This is a genomic window from Bradyrhizobium sp. UFLA05-109, assembly GCF_054185165.1.
Window position 1 is genome coordinate 95563 of record NZ_JBBIAR010000020.1, and the last position, 17034, is coordinate 112596.

General features: G+C 61.7%; 19 protein-coding genes and 1 pseudogene. 15 read left to right on the plus strand and 5 right to left on the minus strand.

Translation table 11 applies throughout. The features are described 5' to 3' along the window. Positions 1–159 precede the first annotated feature (159 nt). Positions 160–972 (minus strand): Crp/Fnr family transcriptional regulator, encoded by an 813-nt coding sequence (locus Q3C01_RS16800; protein WP_458146429.1) that lies wholly within the window; start codon positions 970–972, stop codon positions 160–162. Between the two features lie 387 nt (positions 973–1359). Here Q3C01_RS16800 and Q3C01_RS16805 point away from each other — a divergent pair. From Q3C01_RS16805 to Q3C01_RS16815, 3 genes and pseudogenes are all read left to right on the plus strand, one after another. Beyond that, positions 1360–1611: pseudogene (locus Q3C01_RS16805) on the plus strand (protein norD); the annotation flags it as partial. A 149-nt stretch (positions 1612–1760) separates the two neighbouring features. Next, entirely contained in the window at positions 1761–2300 is a 540-nt protein-coding gene (locus tag Q3C01_RS16810; RefSeq protein WP_458146430.1) for a hypothetical protein, read from the plus strand. A 117-nt stretch (positions 2301–2417) separates the two neighbouring features. After that, positions 2418–2603, plus strand: coding sequence for a hypothetical protein (locus Q3C01_RS16815; protein ID WP_458146431.1), 186 nt, complete (start codon positions 2418–2420; stop codon positions 2601–2603). 383 nt (positions 2604–2986) lie between these two features. Here the strand turns inward: Q3C01_RS16815 and Q3C01_RS16820 are convergent, their stop codons facing one another. Further along, positions 2987–3151: a hypothetical protein gene (locus tag Q3C01_RS16820; protein WP_458146432.1), complete on the minus strand. Its 165-nt coding sequence runs from the start codon at positions 3149–3151 to the stop codon at positions 2987–2989. Between the two features lie 221 nt (positions 3152–3372). On the opposite strand from Q3C01_RS16820, the gene Q3C01_RS16825 reads away from it, so the two are divergent. The 3 genes from Q3C01_RS16825 (at position 3373) to Q3C01_RS16835 (ending at position 5514) form a co-directional block, all read left to right on the plus strand. Further along, on the plus strand, positions 3373–3684 hold the full coding sequence (locus tag Q3C01_RS16825; RefSeq protein WP_458146433.1) for a hypothetical protein: 312 nt from the start codon (positions 3373–3375) through the stop codon (positions 3682–3684). Further along, positions 3674–3997 carry a sodium-independent anion transporter gene (locus Q3C01_RS16830; RefSeq protein WP_458146434.1) on the plus strand — a complete coding sequence of 108 codons (324 nt, stop codon included), beginning with the start codon at positions 3674–3676 and terminating at the stop codon, positions 3995–3997. The genes Q3C01_RS16825 and Q3C01_RS16830 overlap by 11 nt, the downstream gene beginning before the upstream one ends. Before the next feature lie 104 nt (positions 3998–4101). Further along, on the plus strand, positions 4102–5514 hold the full coding sequence (locus Q3C01_RS16835; RefSeq protein WP_458146435.1) for a DUF2252 domain-containing protein: 1413 nt from the start codon (positions 4102–4104) through the stop codon (positions 5512–5514). A gap of 29 nt (positions 5515–5543) precedes the next feature. Here Q3C01_RS16835 and Q3C01_RS16840 read toward each other — a convergent pair whose 3' ends face one another. Genes Q3C01_RS16840 through Q3C01_RS16850 form a run of 3 tightly spaced genes read right to left on the minus strand, consistent with a single transcriptional unit; the run spans position 5544 to position 7843 of the window. After that, positions 5544–6482: a TorF family putative porin gene (locus Q3C01_RS16840; RefSeq protein WP_458146436.1), complete on the minus strand. Its 939-nt coding sequence runs from the start codon at positions 6480–6482 to the stop codon at positions 5544–5546. Positions 6483–6506: 24 nt separating this feature from the next. Beyond that, on the minus strand, positions 6507–7169 hold the full coding sequence (locus Q3C01_RS16845; protein WP_458146437.1) for a VIT1/CCC1 transporter family protein: 663 nt from the start codon (positions 7167–7169) through the stop codon (positions 6507–6509). Positions 7170–7228: 59 nt separating this feature from the next. Further along, positions 7229–7843: a potassium channel family protein gene (locus tag Q3C01_RS16850; RefSeq protein ID WP_458146438.1), complete on the minus strand. Its 615-nt coding sequence runs from the start codon at positions 7841–7843 to the stop codon at positions 7229–7231. On the opposite strand from Q3C01_RS16850, the gene Q3C01_RS16855 reads away from it, so the two are divergent. The 9 genes from Q3C01_RS16855 to Q3C01_RS16895 all read left to right on the plus strand — a co-directional run bounded on the left by Q3C01_RS16855 (position 7820) and on the right by Q3C01_RS16895 (position 17012). Further along, positions 7820–8368, plus strand: coding sequence for a DUF3302 domain-containing protein (locus Q3C01_RS16855; RefSeq protein ID WP_458146439.1), 549 nt, complete (start codon positions 7820–7822; stop codon positions 8366–8368). The genes Q3C01_RS16850 and Q3C01_RS16855 overlap by 24 nt on opposite strands. A gap of 30 nt (positions 8369–8398) precedes the next feature. Beyond that, positions 8399–9544, plus strand: coding sequence for an HlyD family secretion protein (locus tag Q3C01_RS16860; protein WP_458146440.1), 1146 nt, complete (start codon positions 8399–8401; stop codon positions 9542–9544). A 115-nt stretch (positions 9545–9659) separates the two neighbouring features. Beyond that, positions 9660–10991 carry a TAXI family TRAP transporter solute-binding subunit gene (locus tag Q3C01_RS16865; protein ID WP_458146441.1) on the plus strand — a complete coding sequence of 444 codons (1332 nt, stop codon included), beginning with the start codon at positions 9660–9662 and terminating at the stop codon, positions 10989–10991. 101 nt (positions 10992–11092) lie between these two features. Continuing rightward, entirely contained in the window at positions 11093–11752 is a 660-nt protein-coding gene (locus Q3C01_RS16870) for an HAD family hydrolase (protein WP_458146442.1), read from the plus strand. 8 nt (positions 11753–11760) lie between these two features. After that, positions 11761–12711 carry a sugar-binding transcriptional regulator gene (locus Q3C01_RS16875; RefSeq protein WP_458146467.1) on the plus strand — a complete coding sequence of 317 codons (951 nt, stop codon included), beginning with the start codon at positions 11761–11763 and terminating at the stop codon, positions 12709–12711. 222 nt (positions 12712–12933) lie between these two features. After that, entirely contained in the window at positions 12934–14187 is a 1254-nt protein-coding gene (locus Q3C01_RS16880; RefSeq protein ID WP_458146468.1) for an ABC transporter substrate-binding protein, read from the plus strand. A 91-nt stretch (positions 14188–14278) separates the two neighbouring features. Then, entirely contained in the window at positions 14279–15151 is an 873-nt protein-coding gene (locus Q3C01_RS16885; protein ID WP_458146443.1) for a carbohydrate ABC transporter permease, read from the plus strand. A 4-nt stretch (positions 15152–15155) separates the two neighbouring features. Beyond that, a complete protein-coding gene (locus Q3C01_RS16890; protein ID WP_458146444.1) occupies positions 15156–15986 on the plus strand; it encodes a carbohydrate ABC transporter permease in 831 nt (276 codons plus the stop codon). Positions 15987–16004: 18 nt separating this feature from the next. Next, positions 16005–17012 carry an ABC transporter ATP-binding protein gene (locus tag Q3C01_RS16895; protein ID WP_458146445.1) on the plus strand — a complete coding sequence of 336 codons (1008 nt, stop codon included), beginning with the start codon at positions 16005–16007 and terminating at the stop codon, positions 17010–17012. Positions 17013–17034 lie beyond the last annotated feature (22 nt).

Genomic DNA, 17034 nt, shown 5'->3' on the forward strand with positions numbered 1-17034 from the left:
CAAAGGCGCGCGAGCGCCGTGCCCACCGTATTCTCTCTACATCGCGCAGAAGTGGTGGGCACGCTTCGCTTTGCCCACCCTACATTTTCGTCTATTTCGTGGGCACGTGCTCGTGCGACACTGTTGGCTATGTCAGGCTGATCGGATCGAGAACACGCTTCATCTTCTCTCTCGCGAAGCGGCTCTGGATTCAGGACCCGCTTCGTCGAAGGTGGCAATCGAGCTTTCCCGGACTGGGGCAAACGCGGGTTGCGGCGCCGACAATTCCTGGCAATACATCCGATCGATCTTCTGCTGCATGAGCGCATAGCAGTCGCATGCGGCCCTCTCCAGCCGCGCCCGGTGGATCTCTACGAAGCCGCGCCGGTCGGACGGGATGGCGCCCGCCTCGCGAAGCTTGCTCATCGTCAAAGTGACGGTCGTCCGCCGCACCCCGAGCAATTGTGCAAGCGCCTCCTGCGTCACGGGAAGAAGATCATCGGGAACGCGGTCGTGCAGTTGCAGCAGCCACCGCGCCATGCGGCCATCCACGCGATGCAGCGCGTTGCAGGCGGCGACGTGCTGGAGCTGTAACAACAGCGCGCGGGCGTGCACCTGCACGACATGCCTGATGGCCGCGCTCCGCGCGCAGGCAGCCCGGAACTTCGCGGCTGATATCAGCGATGCCGTACCCGCCAGGCGTGCAGTCGCTGTGACGGATGAATGCGACGGACCGAGTACGGAGAACGAGGCCAAAGCACCTTCCCGTCCCATCAACGTGGTTGCGACCGTTTGCCCGTCCGGCATATCGAGCATGAAGGCGATCGCGCCGCTGTGGGGAAAATAAACCGGGTCGAGTTCGTCGCCCGACCGCACCAGGACGGCATCGGCTTCGAACGAGACCTTCTGGAAGTGGGGCGTGAGCAAGCCCAGATCCTCGGGCGGCAACGCCGCCAGAAGCCGATTCCCAATGCCGGTGCGGTGAACGGTCACGATGCCTCTCGGTGAACGAGCAACCCAGGAACGACGCTGGCTAGCATCCATGAAAGTGAGTTCGTGTCAACGCGGCGCGCGCCGGCAAGGTCGGTTTTACATGCGCGGCAGTCCGGAAGCGGAACACACGGAGTGGTCGAGGCAAAGCCAACCAACAACGCAGCGTGCAACATTTCGATTCCAAAAAATTAAATTATCCGAAATTGAAGCGACGAATGGAATCTATCGAAACAGAGCGATTGCCGGAGATCAAGCACGGGGAATTGCGGATGCGGAACCGGCATCCTACTGCGTCGTGAACAGCACCACCGCGATCGCGACCGACAGACAGATCGCAGATACGGTCGCCGCCGTCGACAGCACGCCCATCCTCCGGAGCTCCGCGGCGAACTCCTCGTTCTAACCGACGGCAAGCCGAACGATGTCGATCACTACGAGGGACGCTTTGCGATCGAGGACACCCGCAAATCCGTGCAGGAGGCGCGCCGCCTCGGCATCGCAGTATTCGGCGTAACGGTCGACTCGACGGCGCAATCCTATTTTCCAACACTGTTCGGACGGGGCGGCTACGCGATCGTCGGCAACATCCGCCGGCTGCCTGCGGCGCTGCCGGCAATCTACAGGCAGGTAGTCCATTAAGGACAGAAAAGCCGCAAGCAGCGGTGCGTCAGTGTTATTGGCCTAAGGCGGCAGGAAATCTCGTCAGGAAACGTTGATCTAGCGCAAGGCGCACGCCGATCGTGACGGCGCATCGTCTGCAATGGGCAGGAAAACCGTGGAGCCAATCCATGAACCAGATGAGTTTGAGAAAATTTGCAATAGCGACCTCGACCTTCGCGTGCGCGGCATTGCTCTCCTTCAGCTGGTCTGAGCAACGCGGCGTCTCGCTATCGATCGATAGTGCCCAGGCGCGGGTCGGGCGTCCGCTCACTCCGGTGAGCGTTGCGGGTGTTGCACGCCGGCAAAACCGGCGGGCTGCGTACCAGTACGACTCGGCCGGCATTGCGGGCCCGATGGCGGTTAACTACGCCGGCCTTGCAAGCGCGGCTGGCACGGCAACCGTCGCCGCCACCCAACCTTGGGGCTGGGGTGGTACTGGCTACTATGGCGGCCGGCCCTACGTCGGTAGCGGGGCTTTGGCAGCCAATGCCTATTATGCCGGCGGCGCCATCCAGACCAGTCCGTTCTACCTGCAAAGGGCTTATCCTGCGAATGGCCCTTGGTATGGCGTTGATGGATGGGCTGGCTACAAGGCGCGCTATGGAATCGTCTGTGATCCAGGCAGCCTGATCAAAGGCGATGACGGCCTGATGCATGTCTGTCAGTAGGCCATCCGCGAGGCGACATGGGGCGGCTTGCGGGCCGCCCTTTCCGTGCCGCGCTGATGAGCGCCGGTCGCAAATAAAAAGCGGCGCCAGGGTGCTCAACCGGGAAAGAAAACTCCAATGCCGGATCCAGTAGAAGTCATTGAGGCAGCCATTCGCTCTGCTTTTGTCAGCTACCCGAAGGAAGACGATCCCGATTGGAGGAGCCCATCCTGGATCAAGCCGGCGGAATGTTCGCACTTGACCAAAGTGATCATGAGCGAACTGGACTCGAACGGCTTCAAGATCGAGAAGAAGGCGGGGTGAGTCGTACAAACGTGCCGGCCGACTCATCGACCGGGACTGCACGTCGGAGACAATGTCGTCGGTGTGGACCGTTGGTCTGCCGGCTTAAGACTTTTGCCAGAGGCTGCCGTATTAGCGGCGACGTAGGCGCATTGCGCTGCGAGCACCAACTAAAGATCAGCCAGATACGATAGAGCGACGATGCCGTTCCCAGAAGGATTGCAAGGCCCGTCCATCTCTCGAAGGTCTTGGAGTGAATGGGACGCCTGGGTTCATCGTTAGGATCGAAAAGCACGACAAATTTTCGTCGCTGTTGGCGCGACGCAGGTATGGAGCGTTGCGCCGCGGCATCGCGTCCCGTTGATCTGGATCAACAGGGCTGGAGCGGAACCCCGCATGCCCGCTCATTCGGCGCGAACATGCGGTAGCCGGACGACGAGTTTTTCTCTTTCGCTCAAACTACTTTTGGGGAGCTGTGCTGCCCGTCGTCGGGGGAGTGTCACCCCTTCTTGCGTCGCGCCGGTCTTCGCGGTCGTCACGCCGATCGTCGCGCCGGTCCTGACGATCATCGCGCCGGTCCTCGCGCCGGTCCTGGCGGTCTTCGCGCCGGTCTTCGCGGCGCTCCATGCCCGGGGTTTGAGCCTCGGCTCTTGGCAGCCGCGGCTCCGGTCACAATTCTAGCGGGATCAGATGCGGCTACGTGCACACCCGTAGCTTCTCCTCCGAGCAATCCGATCATGATCGTCGCTGCAGCCATGACGACGAGTGCCGCAGGCACGGCGGGGGCCATGTGACGCAGGCGCTCGCGGCCATCGTCATTGCGGCAATGTTGCATCTGACGAAGCCGAGCTATCTGCGCAAATTGTTCGCCCGAAGCCACTGGTCGTTTGCAAACACCCTGATTGTCATCGCCGGCGAACTGACGTTGGGGGTGCTCCAGGGCATCGCCCTGGGCGTCGTGCTTTCGTTGCTGACGTTGATCTATCTGACCAGTCATCCAAAGGGGGACGAGCTCGGTCAACTTCCAGCCCTATCGCAGTGTGCAGCGGCATCCCGAGGCCGCAACATTTCCGGGACTGCTGATTTGGCGAGTGGGCGGTGACCTCTTCTTCGCGAGCATCGGCCACATGAGTGCGGCTTTGAAGGTGTCACTGGCCGAGCGGCCAGACGTGAAGCGCGTGCTTCTGGACTTCGCTGCGGTCAATTTTATCGACGTCAGCGCAGGGGACGAGCTGTCAGGCCTGATCAAGGAGCTAAAGACGACGGGCGTCACCGTTGCTTTTGCCCGGGTGCGGGATGCCGTACGAGACGATATGAGGCGCGCTGGGATCGAAGCGGTCGTGGGACCGAACGCTTTTCATGAACGGACGACGGATGGCGTGCGCGCCTGGCAACAACAGCAAGGCGGCTCGTAAGTTGTTTGCCAGTCAGGACACTCATCACGTTCACGATCTCGCTGATCGTGCGGCCAGACATCGGACTTCTTGGGTATCCCTGAAAGACGCTGCGATAGCTCGACATGGAACACACAAGACAGATCTTCGATCTCGCGGCCCCCTTTGCCGGCCACGCGGTACACATCGTCTCGCCTGACGCGCGGATAGCTGCCGGCAAGGCGCTGCGCGACAAGATTCCACGCGAGCAGCACGGGCGATGGAACGGCGTCAAGGGACGAGCAAACCCGATCGACCTTCTGCACAGGTCGGATGCCGGCCGCGTGAAGAAGCTGATTCCGATTCGGTACGGCCGAATGCTGCAATCTCCTTTTGCTTTCTATCGCGGCGCCGCGGGTATCATGGCCGCCGACTTGGCGCGAACGCCGACCACCGGAATGAAAGTGCAGGCCTGCGGTGATTGCCATCTTCTTAATTTTGGCGGATTCGCTACCCCCGAACGCAACGTCATCTTCGACATCAATGACTTCGATGAGACCTCCCCCGGGTCATGGGAGTGGGACGTCAAGCGGCTTGTCGCATCGATCGTGCTCGCTGCTAGATCGAACGGATTGTCTGATGCCAGAGGCCGCGACTGCGCCGTCAGTTGTGCGCGTATGTATCGCGAACACATGCGCAAGTTCTCCAGGATGGATCCGCTACAGGTCTGGTATGCCGAAACAAGTGCCACGGACTTTATCGACACCCTGCCCGACGCCTTGCAGAGAAACGTCAAGAAGCGAATCGCAAAAGCCGTGGCTCATACTGGTTCTGAGTTTGATTTCCCGAAGCTTGCAGGTTCGGTCGGTGGACATATTCGCATTACCGACCAGCCACCGCTCATCTTCCATCCGCAGAGCACCGCGACCGACGGTGCAGCGACGTCGCTGGACGAACTTTTTCGTAGCTACCGGGAGTCGTTATCGCCCGACCGACGGGGGCTTCTCGATCGTTATCGGCTCGTCGATGTTGCGATCAAGGTGGTCGGCGTCGGCAGCGTCGGCCGGAGGTGCTGGATCGCCCTGATGATGTCGGAGGGAAACGACGCGCTCTTTCTACAATTCAAAGAGGCGGTGCAGTCGGTGCTCGAGCCTTACGCCGGGAGATGCCCATACGGTCATCACGGACAGCGGGTCGTGATGGGACAGCGCTTGATGCAGCCAGCATCGGATATTTTCCTTGGCTGGACGACTGCTCCCAATGGCCGGCATTTCTATGTGCGACAGCTGCACGACGCCAAGATCAAGCCTTTGGTCGAGACATTCGACGCCGGAATGTTGGACGTCTATGCGCAAGCGTGTGGTTGGGTGCTGGCCCGCGCCCATGCGAAGGCCAGCGAAATATCCGCGACGATCAGCGGGTATCTCGGCTCTTCGAGCGACGCGTTCGATACTGCCATGGGAAAGTTTGCGTTGGCCTATGCGGATCAGGCCGAACAAGATCATGCCGCGCTCAAGGCTGCCGTACGAAAGGGGTTGGTTGCCGCCAGTTCGGGATAGCCATGAACGTGCACCTGCAAACGCCCCAGTTAAAAAGAAAACCAGGCTTTGGCAACGACCGTTGCACCGCACCAGTTCGATACCAAGCCACTCGGGTTGGTAATGGGGTCAATACGACCACCTGGCCGCGCGTTTGGATCCCCAGTATAGACGAAGCAGTTTTCCTTCGAGAGGTTGGTATCGTAGTAGCGTAAATCGAGGTTGAAGGCCTTGCGGGTGAAGGTCACGCCTGCATGCCAATTGAGATAGGCAGGTAATGGGAAGCTCCCGAGTTGCGGAGCCTGGTTGCCGAACCAAAAGTAGCCGGCAGCAGTCGTGAACGATACGGTCAGGTCCTTTGGGAGCAGACGAGTTGGCACGTCGTAGCCCACCCCGGCAGCCACGTACTGACTCCAGGCGCCCGTGTTCGAGACATTTGGAGAATAGGCGTAGCCGGCGGCGATACGGAACGACTCGCCGATGCTTCTATCGCCGCGGATAGCCGCCTCCCAATAATTGATGCCATTCGTCACGCCGGGAAACTTCTCTCTGGGATAGGCGAAGTAGGTCACGCCGAGATCAAAGTCGATATTTGCAATCTTCGGGCGGACGCCGGCTGACATGGTGAACTCGGCGACTGGTTCGGTCGGCAGCTTGACGGTAGCCATTGTAGCGCCGGCGTATACCGACCTGAATCTTGCTTCAAAGGCGGCGCCGGCCGCAGGCTGGCGAGCGGTCATCGTCGTCCCGCGATAAATGTAGTCAGATGCAACCCCCGCGCGGGCGCTGAGTTCGAGTTCACTCGAAGGCTCGCTCACAGGCGCAGCGCCCTTCGTTTCGGCCGCTGACCAGCCGCGATTGCCGAGCCCGATCGCGCTGCCCGGGCTGCTCTCGGGGGCTTCGGCGCGCACCAAACCGCCGGTCATCGGCGCAAGCCACAAGCCAACGAATGCAGCATTCGAGGCTAAGCTTACCTGCCACAGTGCCATGGCGCCTCTCTTTCGCATTGTTAGCTATCCTCCAAGCACTATCGTGATGCCGACCAATGCACCACCAAAGGCTACCATCAGAAGGCCTGCTGCCCAGGGCTGAAGTCCGCTGCGATAGCCGAATACGTAACCACAGCAGAAAAGCATCGCGATGGCGACAGCGTAGGAGACGCGCAGTGCCAGTTTGGCGTCGCTCAGGAATATGAACGGGATGACAACCGGGAAGGTTGAAGCGAAGCTCAGCAAGCAAAGACCCAGTGCGCCGATCCAGTCCCGCTCCACGAGCTTCGGGCGCTCGCGCGGCTCAGGCAATTGCTGCAACCGTCGGCGCATCAATTCCAGTTCCTCCAGACGCAACAGCGACGCCAACTCGGGCGGCAGCGCGTCGGCGACGATGCGTCGCGCCGTTTCGGAATCCGGTGCGCGCTGTATTGCGCGCAGTGTCAGGATATTGCCGCCCCGGTCATTGATGCGAGCCAACAGGTAAAGACCGCCGTCAACGATGCCCCAAGCCAGGTTGCAGCCGAGCGCACCGATCAGCATCGTTTGGATCTTGATGTTGCCCGACGTCGCGACACCGAGGCTGCAGATAAAGGTGAGGGCCATGATGAGGCCGAACAAGGTCTCGGAGATCCGCTCCATCGGATCCAGCACACGCCAAAAGGGAATATCTGAAATCGCTGACATCAAATCAAATGCCCCTTGGCCATTCTTTCCGTCGATCCGGCACGCTCAGCGTGTGACGGCTAGTGGTCGTCGGCGGCGTCTTGAAGCGAGCGCACGCCGAGTGCGGCAACGAGGCCCGTCAGCAATACGCCGGAGAAGGCGATCGCTATTGCAATCATCCGCGAGGCAATGCGCTTTGGGGCCACATCCCCGTAACCAACTGTTAGAGCGGTCACGAACGTGAAATAGATCGTCTCGCTCACCGACCAGCGCTCGAGGAATCCGATCACGGCGCCGAGTGCCAGTTGGAAACCGATCAGCCCTGACACGACCGGCCATATGACCTGCAAATGTTTCCAAAGATGCCGAAAGAAGCGCTGTCTCACCTCCGCATTTGTTGCCATGTTTCGCCTCAACGCTCCTCTGCGCAATCCTGATGCCTCGATTGGACCCGCCGGTAACTCCATGTCCGTCGTCGAAAGTTGCTCCTGCATCGACACGAAGTTGCCGCCATAGTCCTCTTCGGCCGTCGTCCGCACTGGGAGCCTTGCCCTTGGGTCTGATCGTGCTCGCAACGAACTGAACCAGGTGCGGCGAACTGCACCTTTGACATTGATCTGAATCAACGGCCCCGGACGCTGACCTGATTCGATATTGATCGATGTCAATCGATGGCAGGCGATCTGGCGCGGCATTTTCGCGCGGATAACCAGTCAGTGACGCTTACGCAACCGTTTTCCCGGCCGCCCATGGAAGATCCGTTCCTCAACTACTTCGCGCTCGGCTTGCTGTTCTTCGTGATCATCGTGCTGGTCTACGGCATCATCGCGATCCACGATATTCCGGCACGCATCGCCAAGGCGCGCCATCACCCGCACGAAGATGCCATTCATGCTGCCGGTTGGATCAGCCTGTTCATGCTGCATGTGCTGTGGCCATTCCTCTGGATTTGGGCGATGGCCTACAAGCCGGACCGTGGCTGGGGCTTCAGTGACAAGCCGGGCGAGCCGTCGTCTCGCTTTGAGGCTGTGGCTGAGCTGGAGGCTTTGAAGCGCCGGGTCGGCGAGGTCGAGGCCAAGCTTGAGGCCAAAGAGCGCCTCGCTCGTTTCGAAGACCAGGCGCCCGCCCGATCGGACCTGGCGGAGCTCGCCGAAAGATTGGTCGAAAGCAGTACTGCCGCGGGCGCGCCGGTGGCAGGGAGCCAGGCCGCGCAGCGATAGACGCCATCCGCTCGGGACAGGAGGCCACTGATGGAAATCTTGCTCACCCTGACCTACGTGGCACTTTGCTATGCCATCTTCAAGCTGTTCAGGATTCCGGTCAATCAGTGGACGCTTGCAACAGCAGCCCTCGGCGGCATTTTCGGCCTTTCGCTGCTGTTCATAACGATGGCCTACAACCATCCGTTTTCCACCAATGCGCGCATCTACTTTACCGTCACGCCGGTGCTGGCGGGCGTCCGGGGCCGCGTGATCGAAGTGCCGGTGGAGGACAAATCCAACCAGCACCTCGAAGCCGGAGAAGTTCTCTTCAAGATCGATCCGAAGCCCTACGAATATGCCGTCGCGGAGAAGCGGGCGGGACTCGCCGACGCGGAGGCCAGTGTTGCAGAGCTCAAGGCATCCGTCGACCAGGCGACGGCGTCGGCCGAAAAATCCAGGGCAGAAGCGGACCTCGCTCAGACGAACTACGAGCGACAGAAGGAGTTGTTCGACAAGAATGTCGTGGCCCAGGCGACCCTCGATACTGCGACGCGCAACCGCGATGCGGCGAACCAGGCGCTGGCCGCGGCTGTTGCTGCACAAGATCGGGCGCGACAGGCCTATGGCGCGACAGTCGACGGTGAACACTCGGCCATCGTCCGTCTACGCAACGAACTTGCCGATGCTGAATATAATCTCAGCGAGACCACCGTGAGGGCGCCCACCAGCGGATTCGTTACCGAGGTCTCACTGCGACCAGGCATGTTTGTCGGCGCAACGACAGCCCGTCCCGTCATGATTTTCGTCAACGACACCCAAAAAGACCGGGCTTTGGCTGCTGCCTTCCAGCAAAACGCACTGCAGCGGGTCAAGGCCGGTGACGAGGCCGAAGTTCTGTTCAAGGGCATCCCCGGCCGGGTCTTCAAGGCCAAGGTCCGCCTGGTGATCGATGCCATTGCGGCCGGGCAGCTTCAAGCCACAGGGGCGCTGCAGGAGATCCGCGGTGCGTTGCCCGGAGACCGCGCCTTGGCGGTCCTCGACATCATCGACGACATGTCCGGCTACCAGGTGCCGCTTGGCTCGGCAGGCGAGGCCGCCATCTACACCGAGCACATCCACGAGCTGTCCTTGTTGCGGAAGATCCTGCTGCGGATGCGAAGCTGGCAGAACTACGCTTTCTTCGAAGCCGAATAGAATTGGTGCTCGCGATGGGCATGAAGTCGTGCACAGACAATCTTTCAAAAATTGCAGGCCTCCGCAGGTGGAGATTGAGGCCGCTTATGGCGTTAAGTGACGGTCAAGGATGAGCATGGGTGCCGTCAAGCTGCCGATTTGGCTCCGTATCGTCGTGGTCGTGGCTCTGGTCCTGCTAGCAGCTGGCGCAAGCTTGTTTGCGTACCGCTGGTACGTCCGGCCGGTGACGCTATCGATCGCGGTCGGCTCGCTGGACGGCGATGCGCCAAAAATCATATCGGCGCTGGCGAGCAGGCTTGTCGTCAATAACGCGCCGGTGCGGCTCAAGGTGGTGGAGACCACCGGACCGATCGAATCCGCGGCGGCATTCTCCTCGGGCAAGACGGACCTTGCCGTCGTTCGCGGCGATGTTGGTGACTTGTCGCAGGCGCAGGCCATCGTCGTTCTGGCCCAGGCCGTGGCGGTGCTCGTTGCGCCTCCAGGCTCTGCCATCACGGACATGGCCGGCCTGAAACGCTCGACGGTGGGGGTGGTCGGTAGCGACACCAATCAGAAGCTCGTCGACGTGTTGAGAAGGACGTATGACCTTGACCGCGCCAACGTTGCATTCAAGGGCGTTACGCTCGATCAGGTCCGCCGGGCGCTCGAAACCAAGGAGATACGTGCCGTCCTGTTCGTGATGCCGCTGAGCGACAAATACCTGTCGCTGGTGCGCGGGCTGTTCCCTCAGAACGCCAAGACCGCCCCGGTTCTGATTCCGATCGAGAGCGCAGGAGCGATTGCCGAAAAGGAACGTGCTTACGAGAGCTTCGACATCCCCAAGGGCACGTTGCGCGGATCGCCTCCCGTTCCCGAAGATGACGTGACCACGCTCCAGACGGCCTTCTACCTCGTCGGCAAGAAGAGTCTCGACAACGATATGATTGCGGGTTTCACGCAAGCCATCACGACGGCTCGCAGGGACCTTCTGGCTGAATTGCCGATTCTGGCGCAGTTCAAGGCGCCCGATACCGATGCCGGCGCATTTCTTCCCGTTCATGCAGGCGCAGCGGAGTTCTACAACGGCAATCAGCTCACGTTCCTGGACAAGTGGAGCAACGCCATCTTCCTGGCACCGATGGCGCTTGGCGCGCTCGTCACGGTTCTCGCCGCGGCCTGGCGGTTTCTCCGATCCGGGGAGTTGAAGCCGAGGGAGCCGGCGCTCGATACGCTCTATGGATTGGGGCAACGGATAAGGCACGCTGGAAGTGCCTCCGAATTGCTGGAGATCGAAACTCAGATCGACGACGTCTTGCGCGCGCAACGCGCCAGGACGGACGACGACGAACAAGCCCTGGATGCTGCAACCCTGAATGTTGCGGCCCATCGTCTCGAGAATCTGATTCATGATCGCCGGGCGGCGCTTGCTGCCGCCGGTTCGGAGGCGGCGCACAAAACAGTGCCGTGATGCGTCCGGGATTTGAGGGGCGGGGCTTGCCAACCGTCCGTCGTCAGGCAGCCATGCCGCGAGCTATTGCCCAGCCCGTGAGTATATGATCGAATGCCTCGATGGACGCAACCAGGCCCGACCTGATCATCTTCGACTGCGATGGCGTGCTCGTCGACAGCGAGCTCTTGAGCTGCCGCTGCCTCTCCGAGGTGCTGTCGGAATTCGGGATCGCGCTCAGCGAGCAGCAGGCGCTCGAGCTGTTCCTCGGGCGTAGCACGAAGGCGATCGAGCAGCATTATCGAGATCTGGGACAGGTTGTGCCGGACGGCTTCCTGCCTCGCTTGAAGTCGAGGGTGCTGGCCACCTTCGCAGGCGCATTGCAGCCGATCCCCGGGATCGGCGCGGTGGTATCGGAGTTGAACAGGCCGTTTTGCGTCGCCTCGTCGAGCGACATCGACCGCGTCTCGCTTTCGCTCGATGTCACCGGCCTCAAGCCGCATTTCGGCGACCGGCTCTACACGGCGCAGATGGTGAGACACGGCAAGCCGGCGCCCGACCTCTTCCTCTATGCCGCTGAAAAGATGCGCACCGATCCGGCACGCACGCTCGTGATCGAGGATAGCGTCAGCGGCGTGCAGGCGGCCAAGGCCGCCGGTATGACGGTTTGGGGATTTGTCGGCGGCAGCCATTATCGCGCCCGCGACGGCCGCGCTATATTGGCCGCCGCCGGAGCCGATCGGGTCTTCGCGCAGATGACCGATTTCTGGAAGGACGCGTGACGCCGGCCATGGCGATGGAGAACGAAAAATCCAGGCTCGACGATGCCGCGCGCGCCGGCTGGCTCTACTTCATTGCCGGTCACACGCAGGACGAGATCGCCAAAATGCTCCAGGTTTCGCGTGCCTCGGCGCAGCGACTGGTCTCGCTGTGCCTCGCCGAACGCCTGATCACCTTTCGCCTCGAGCATCCCATTGCCGCCTGCATGGAACTGGCGGCGCGGCTGAAGCAGCGTTTTGAGCTTGCCCATTGCGAGGTCGTGCCGGCCGATCCCGCAGCGCCGCAGGCAACCGCTGGAATTGCCGAGCGTTGCGCCAATCTCCTGGACTCGACGCTGCGTTCCGAGACGCCGGTCATCGTCGCGCTCGGGACGGGGCGCGCGGTGCGAGCGGCGGTCGAGCGCGTCACCCCGATCGAGCGGCCGAATCACCAGATCGTCTCGCTGGTCGGCAACATCTCGGCCGACGGTTCGGCGAGCTTCTACGACACCGTCGGGCGCTTGGCCGACCGTACCGGGGCGCGACACTATCCGATGCCGCTGCCGTTCCTGATGTCCTCGGAGGACGAGCGCAACAAGATGGGTCGGATCGAGCCGATCGCGAAGGTGAAGGCGATCGCGACCAAGGCCGACCTGCGGCTCGTCGGCATCGGCCAGATGGACCAGAAGGCGCAGGTCCACGTCGACGGCTTCGTCACCCGCGACGAGTTGTTCGAGATGATGCGGCTCGGGGCCATCGGCGAGATCACCGGCTGGGCCTATGATGCCAAGGGCCGCCTGCTCAAGGGCGGTACCAACAAGCGCCTCACCAGTATCCCGCCCGAAGTGCCGGTCAAGACCACGACGATCGGGGCGGCGGTCGGCGCCGCGAAAGTGCCGGCGATCGCGGCCGCGCTGAATGGACACCTGATCAACGGCTTGATCACGGATGAGGCGACCGCGCGCGCGATCCTCGAACGCTGAACTCCGCGGCCGCAGCGCATCTCCACCAGCATCTCTCTTGCACTGCACCACCCTGAATTGAGGGGAGGGCGCACGCGCCTGCTTGACAAAGCTCCGGCCTTGAGTTGAACATACGCCCAACGCGTGGGCATATGCTCAAAACGCGAGTATAGGGAGGTCACCGTGAAAAAAGTCCTAGGCGCCGTCTGCGGCGTGTCTGCACTGCTGTTTTCCGTCCCCTCGATGGCCGAAACGACCCTGACGATCGCCACCGTCAACAACAGTGACATGATCCGCATGCAGGGACTGACCAGCGAATTCACCGCGAAGAACCCCGATATCAACGTGAAGTGGGTGACGCTCGAGGAGAACGTGCTGCGCCAGCGCGTCACCACCGACATCGCCACCAAGGGCGGGCAGTTCGACGTCCTCACCATCGGCACCTACGAGGTTCCGATCTGGGCCAAGAAGGGCTGGCTGGTGCCGCTCGCCAATCTCGGCGCCGACTACGACGTCGCCGACCTCTTGCCGAAAATCAAGGACGCGGTCTCCGTCGACGGCAAGCTCTACGCCGCGCCGTTCTACGGCGAGAGCTCGATGGTGATGTACCGCACCGATCTGTTCGAGAAGGCCGGCCTGAAGATGCCGGAGAGCCCGACCTGGGATTTCGTGATCGATGCGGCCAAGAAGCTCACCGACAAGAATGCCGGCGTGTACGGCATCTGCCTGCGCGGCAAGGCCGGCTGGGGCGAGAACATGGCATTCCTCACCGCCATGTCCAACTCCTACGGCGCGCGCTGGTTCGACGAGAAGTGGGAGCCGCAGTTCAACTCGCCGGAATGGAAGACGACGCTGACGACCTATGTCAATCTCATGAAGGAAGCCGGCCCTCCCGGCGCGAGCTCGAACGGCTTCAACGAGAACCTGGCGCTGTTCAACGCCGGCAAGTGCGCGATGTGGATCGACGCGACGGTTGCGGCATCCATGGTCTCCAATCCAAAGGAATCGAAGGTCGCCGACAAGGTCGGCTTTGCGCTGGCGCCGAACACCGGGCTCGGCAAGAACGCAAACTGGCTGTGGGCCTGGAGTCTCGCAATCCCCGCTGGTTCGAAGAAGACGGACGCGGCCGAGAAGTTCATCGCCTGGGCGACGAGCAAGGACTACACCAAGCTCGTGGCCTCCAAGGAGGGGTGGGCCAACGTGCCGCCGGGCACGCGGACCTCGCTCTACCAGAACCCTGAGTATCTGAAGGTCGCGCCGTTCGCGAAGCTGACGCTCGCCTCGATCGACGCGGCGGACCCGAACAAGCCGACCGTGAAGCCCGTGCCTTATGTCGGCGTGCAATATGCCGCGATCCCCGAGTTCCAGGGCCTCGGCACGCAGGTAGGGCAGCAATTCTCAGCCGCACTTTCTGGATCGACCACAGTCGATGCCGCGCTTTCAGCGGCCCAATCCTCGACCGAGCGCGAAATGAAGCGCGCCGGCTATATCAAGTAGGACCAAGGCTCACCCTCCTGAGAGCCTAAACTGCGGCCATCCGCCAGACGGGATGGATGGCCGCCTTCTTCCCCGAAGAGGAGAAGAGAGCATGGCAACCAAGCAGACGCAGTATCTTGCGCGGTCGCTCCTGGCCCCGGCCGTCGGGCTGCTGTTCATCTGGATGATCGTCCCGCTCGCGCTGACGCTCTATTTCTCGACGCTGCACTACAGCCTGCTCGATCCCGGCTCCGAAGCGTTCGTCGGTCTGGAAAACTTCCGCTACTTTCTCACCGATCCGGCCTTTCTCGCCTCGCTCCAGAACACGCTGGTGCTGGTCGGCTCGGTGCTGCTGCTGACTATTCTGCTCGGCATTCCCCTGGCGCTCCTGCTCGACCAACCCGTGATTGGCCGCAACATCGTGCGGCTGATGGTGATCGCACCGTTCTTCGTGATGCCGACGGTGAGCGCGCTGGTCTGGAAGAACCTGTTGATGCATCCAGTTTCCGGGCTGTTTGCCTGGCTTGCAAAATTGTTCGGGCTGACGCCGATCGACTGGTTCAACGACGTGCCGATGTTCGCCATCATTCTGATCGTCGCGTGGCAATGGCTGCCGTTCGCGACCCTCATCCTCCTGACCGCGCTGCAATCGCTCGACGAGGAGCAGAAAGAGGCCGCCGAGATGGACGGCGCGAGCGGGGTTTCGACGTTCATCTACATCACGCTGCCGCATCTGGCACGTCCGATCACCGTGGTGGTCCTGATCGAGACCATCTTCCTGCTCACGGTGTTTGCGGAGATCTTCGTCACCACCGGCGGCGGACCGGGCCTGCAAACCACCAACATCGCCTTCCTGATCTATTCGCAGGCGCTGATCCAGTTCGACGTCGGCAGCGCGTCCGCGGGCGGCCTCGTCGCGGTGGTGATCGCGAACATCGTCGCCTTCTTCCTCGTCCGCATCGTCGGCCGCAATCTGGAGGCTTGAGACCATGGCACGGATCGCAACGACGCAGCGGGTCGCGGTCTCGACGGCAGCCGCCTGGCTTTGCGGTTTCCTGATCTTCTTCCCGATCCTCTGGATGGTCCTCGCCAGCTTCAAGACCGAGCTGGAGGCCTTCGCCATTCCGCCTTCATTCCTGTTCTTCCACTGGACTCTCGAAAATTACGTGACGGTGCAGGAGCGCAGCGACTACCTCCACCATGCGCTGAACTCGATCATCATCGCCGGGGGCTCGACGCTGATCGCGCTGTTGATCGCCATTCCTGCCGCGTGGTCGATGGCGTTCTCGCCCACAAAGCGCACCAAGGACATCCTGCTCTGGATGCTTTCGACCAAGATGATGCCGCCGGTCGGCGTGCTCGTGCCGATTTACCTGATCTTCAAGAACGTCGGCCTGCTCGATTCGCGCATCGGCCTCATCTTCATCCTGTGCCTCGGCAATCTGCCGATCGTGATCTGGATGCTCTTCACCTATTTCAAGGAGATTCCGCGCGACATCCTGGAAGCGGCGCGCATGGACGGCGCCACGGTCGGCCGCGAGCTCGTCTATGTCCTGACGCCGATGGCAATCCCCGGCCTGGCGTCGACCTTGCTGCTCAACCTGATCCTCGCCTGGAACGAGGCGTTCTGGACGCTCAACCTGTCGACATCAGAGGCTGCGCCGCTGACGGTGTTCATCGCGTCCTATTCGAGTCCCGAAGGATTGTTTTGGGCAAAATTGTCGGCAGCCTCCACGCTGGCAATCGCTCCTATTCTCGTCCTCGGTTGGTTCAGCCAGAAGCAGCTCGTCCGCGGGCTCACCTTTGGCGCGGTCAAGTAGCGAAAGGGCTGTCGCATCATGGGTCAAATCACACTTCAAGGCGTGCAGAAAGCCTTCGGGCCCGTGCACATTATCAAGGGCGCCGATCTCGATATTGCGGACGGCTCCTTCGTGGTGTTCGTCGGTCCGTCCGGCTGCGGCAAGACCACGCTCTTGCGGTTGATCGCCGGGCTCGAAGACGTGACGGATGGACGGATCCTGATCGACGGCAAGAACGTGGTCGCCGTTCCGCCCGCCAAGCGCGGCCTGTCCATGGTGTTCCAATCCTACGCGCTGTACCCTCATATGAGCGTGCGCGGCAATATCGGCTTTGGGCTCAAGATGGCGGGCCTCGCAAAGGACGAGATCGACCGCAAGGTCGAGGCGGCGGCCGCGACCCTCAACCTCACGCCCTATCTCGAGCGCAAGCCGCGCGAGCTGTCCGGCGGCCAGCGCCAGCGCGTGGCGATCGGCCGCGCGATCGTCCGCGAACCCAAGGCGTTCCTGTTCGACGAGCCGCTGTCGAACCTTGACGCCGCGCTGCGGGTGCAGATGCGGATCGAGGTGACGCGCCTCCAGAAGCAGCTCGGCACCACCGCGATCTACGTCACCCATGACCAGGTCGAGGCCATGACGATGGCCGACAAGATCGTCGTGCTCAATGGCGGCAAGATCGAGCAATACGGCTCACCGCTCGAGCTCTATGAAAAGCCCGCCAACCTGTTCGTCGCGGGCTTCATCGGCTCGCCCAAGATGAATTTCGTCACCGGCGAGCCCGCTCTTCAGCGCGGTGCGATCACGATCGGCGTGCGGCCCGAGCATTTGAAGATCGAGCGCGATGGTGGAGGCGGCTGGCCGGGCACGATTGCGGTCGCCGAGCATCTGGGCAGCGACACTTTTCTTTATGTCGACGCCGGCCAGCTCGGCATGCTGACTGCACGCTATATCGGCGAGTTGAGCCTGCATGCCGGCGACCGTGTGTCGCTGGTGCCCGAACCTGCGCGCATTCACCGCTTCAACGAGGGCGGCAACGCGATCCGGGGCTGACAAGCTGGGCGAACAAGAAACG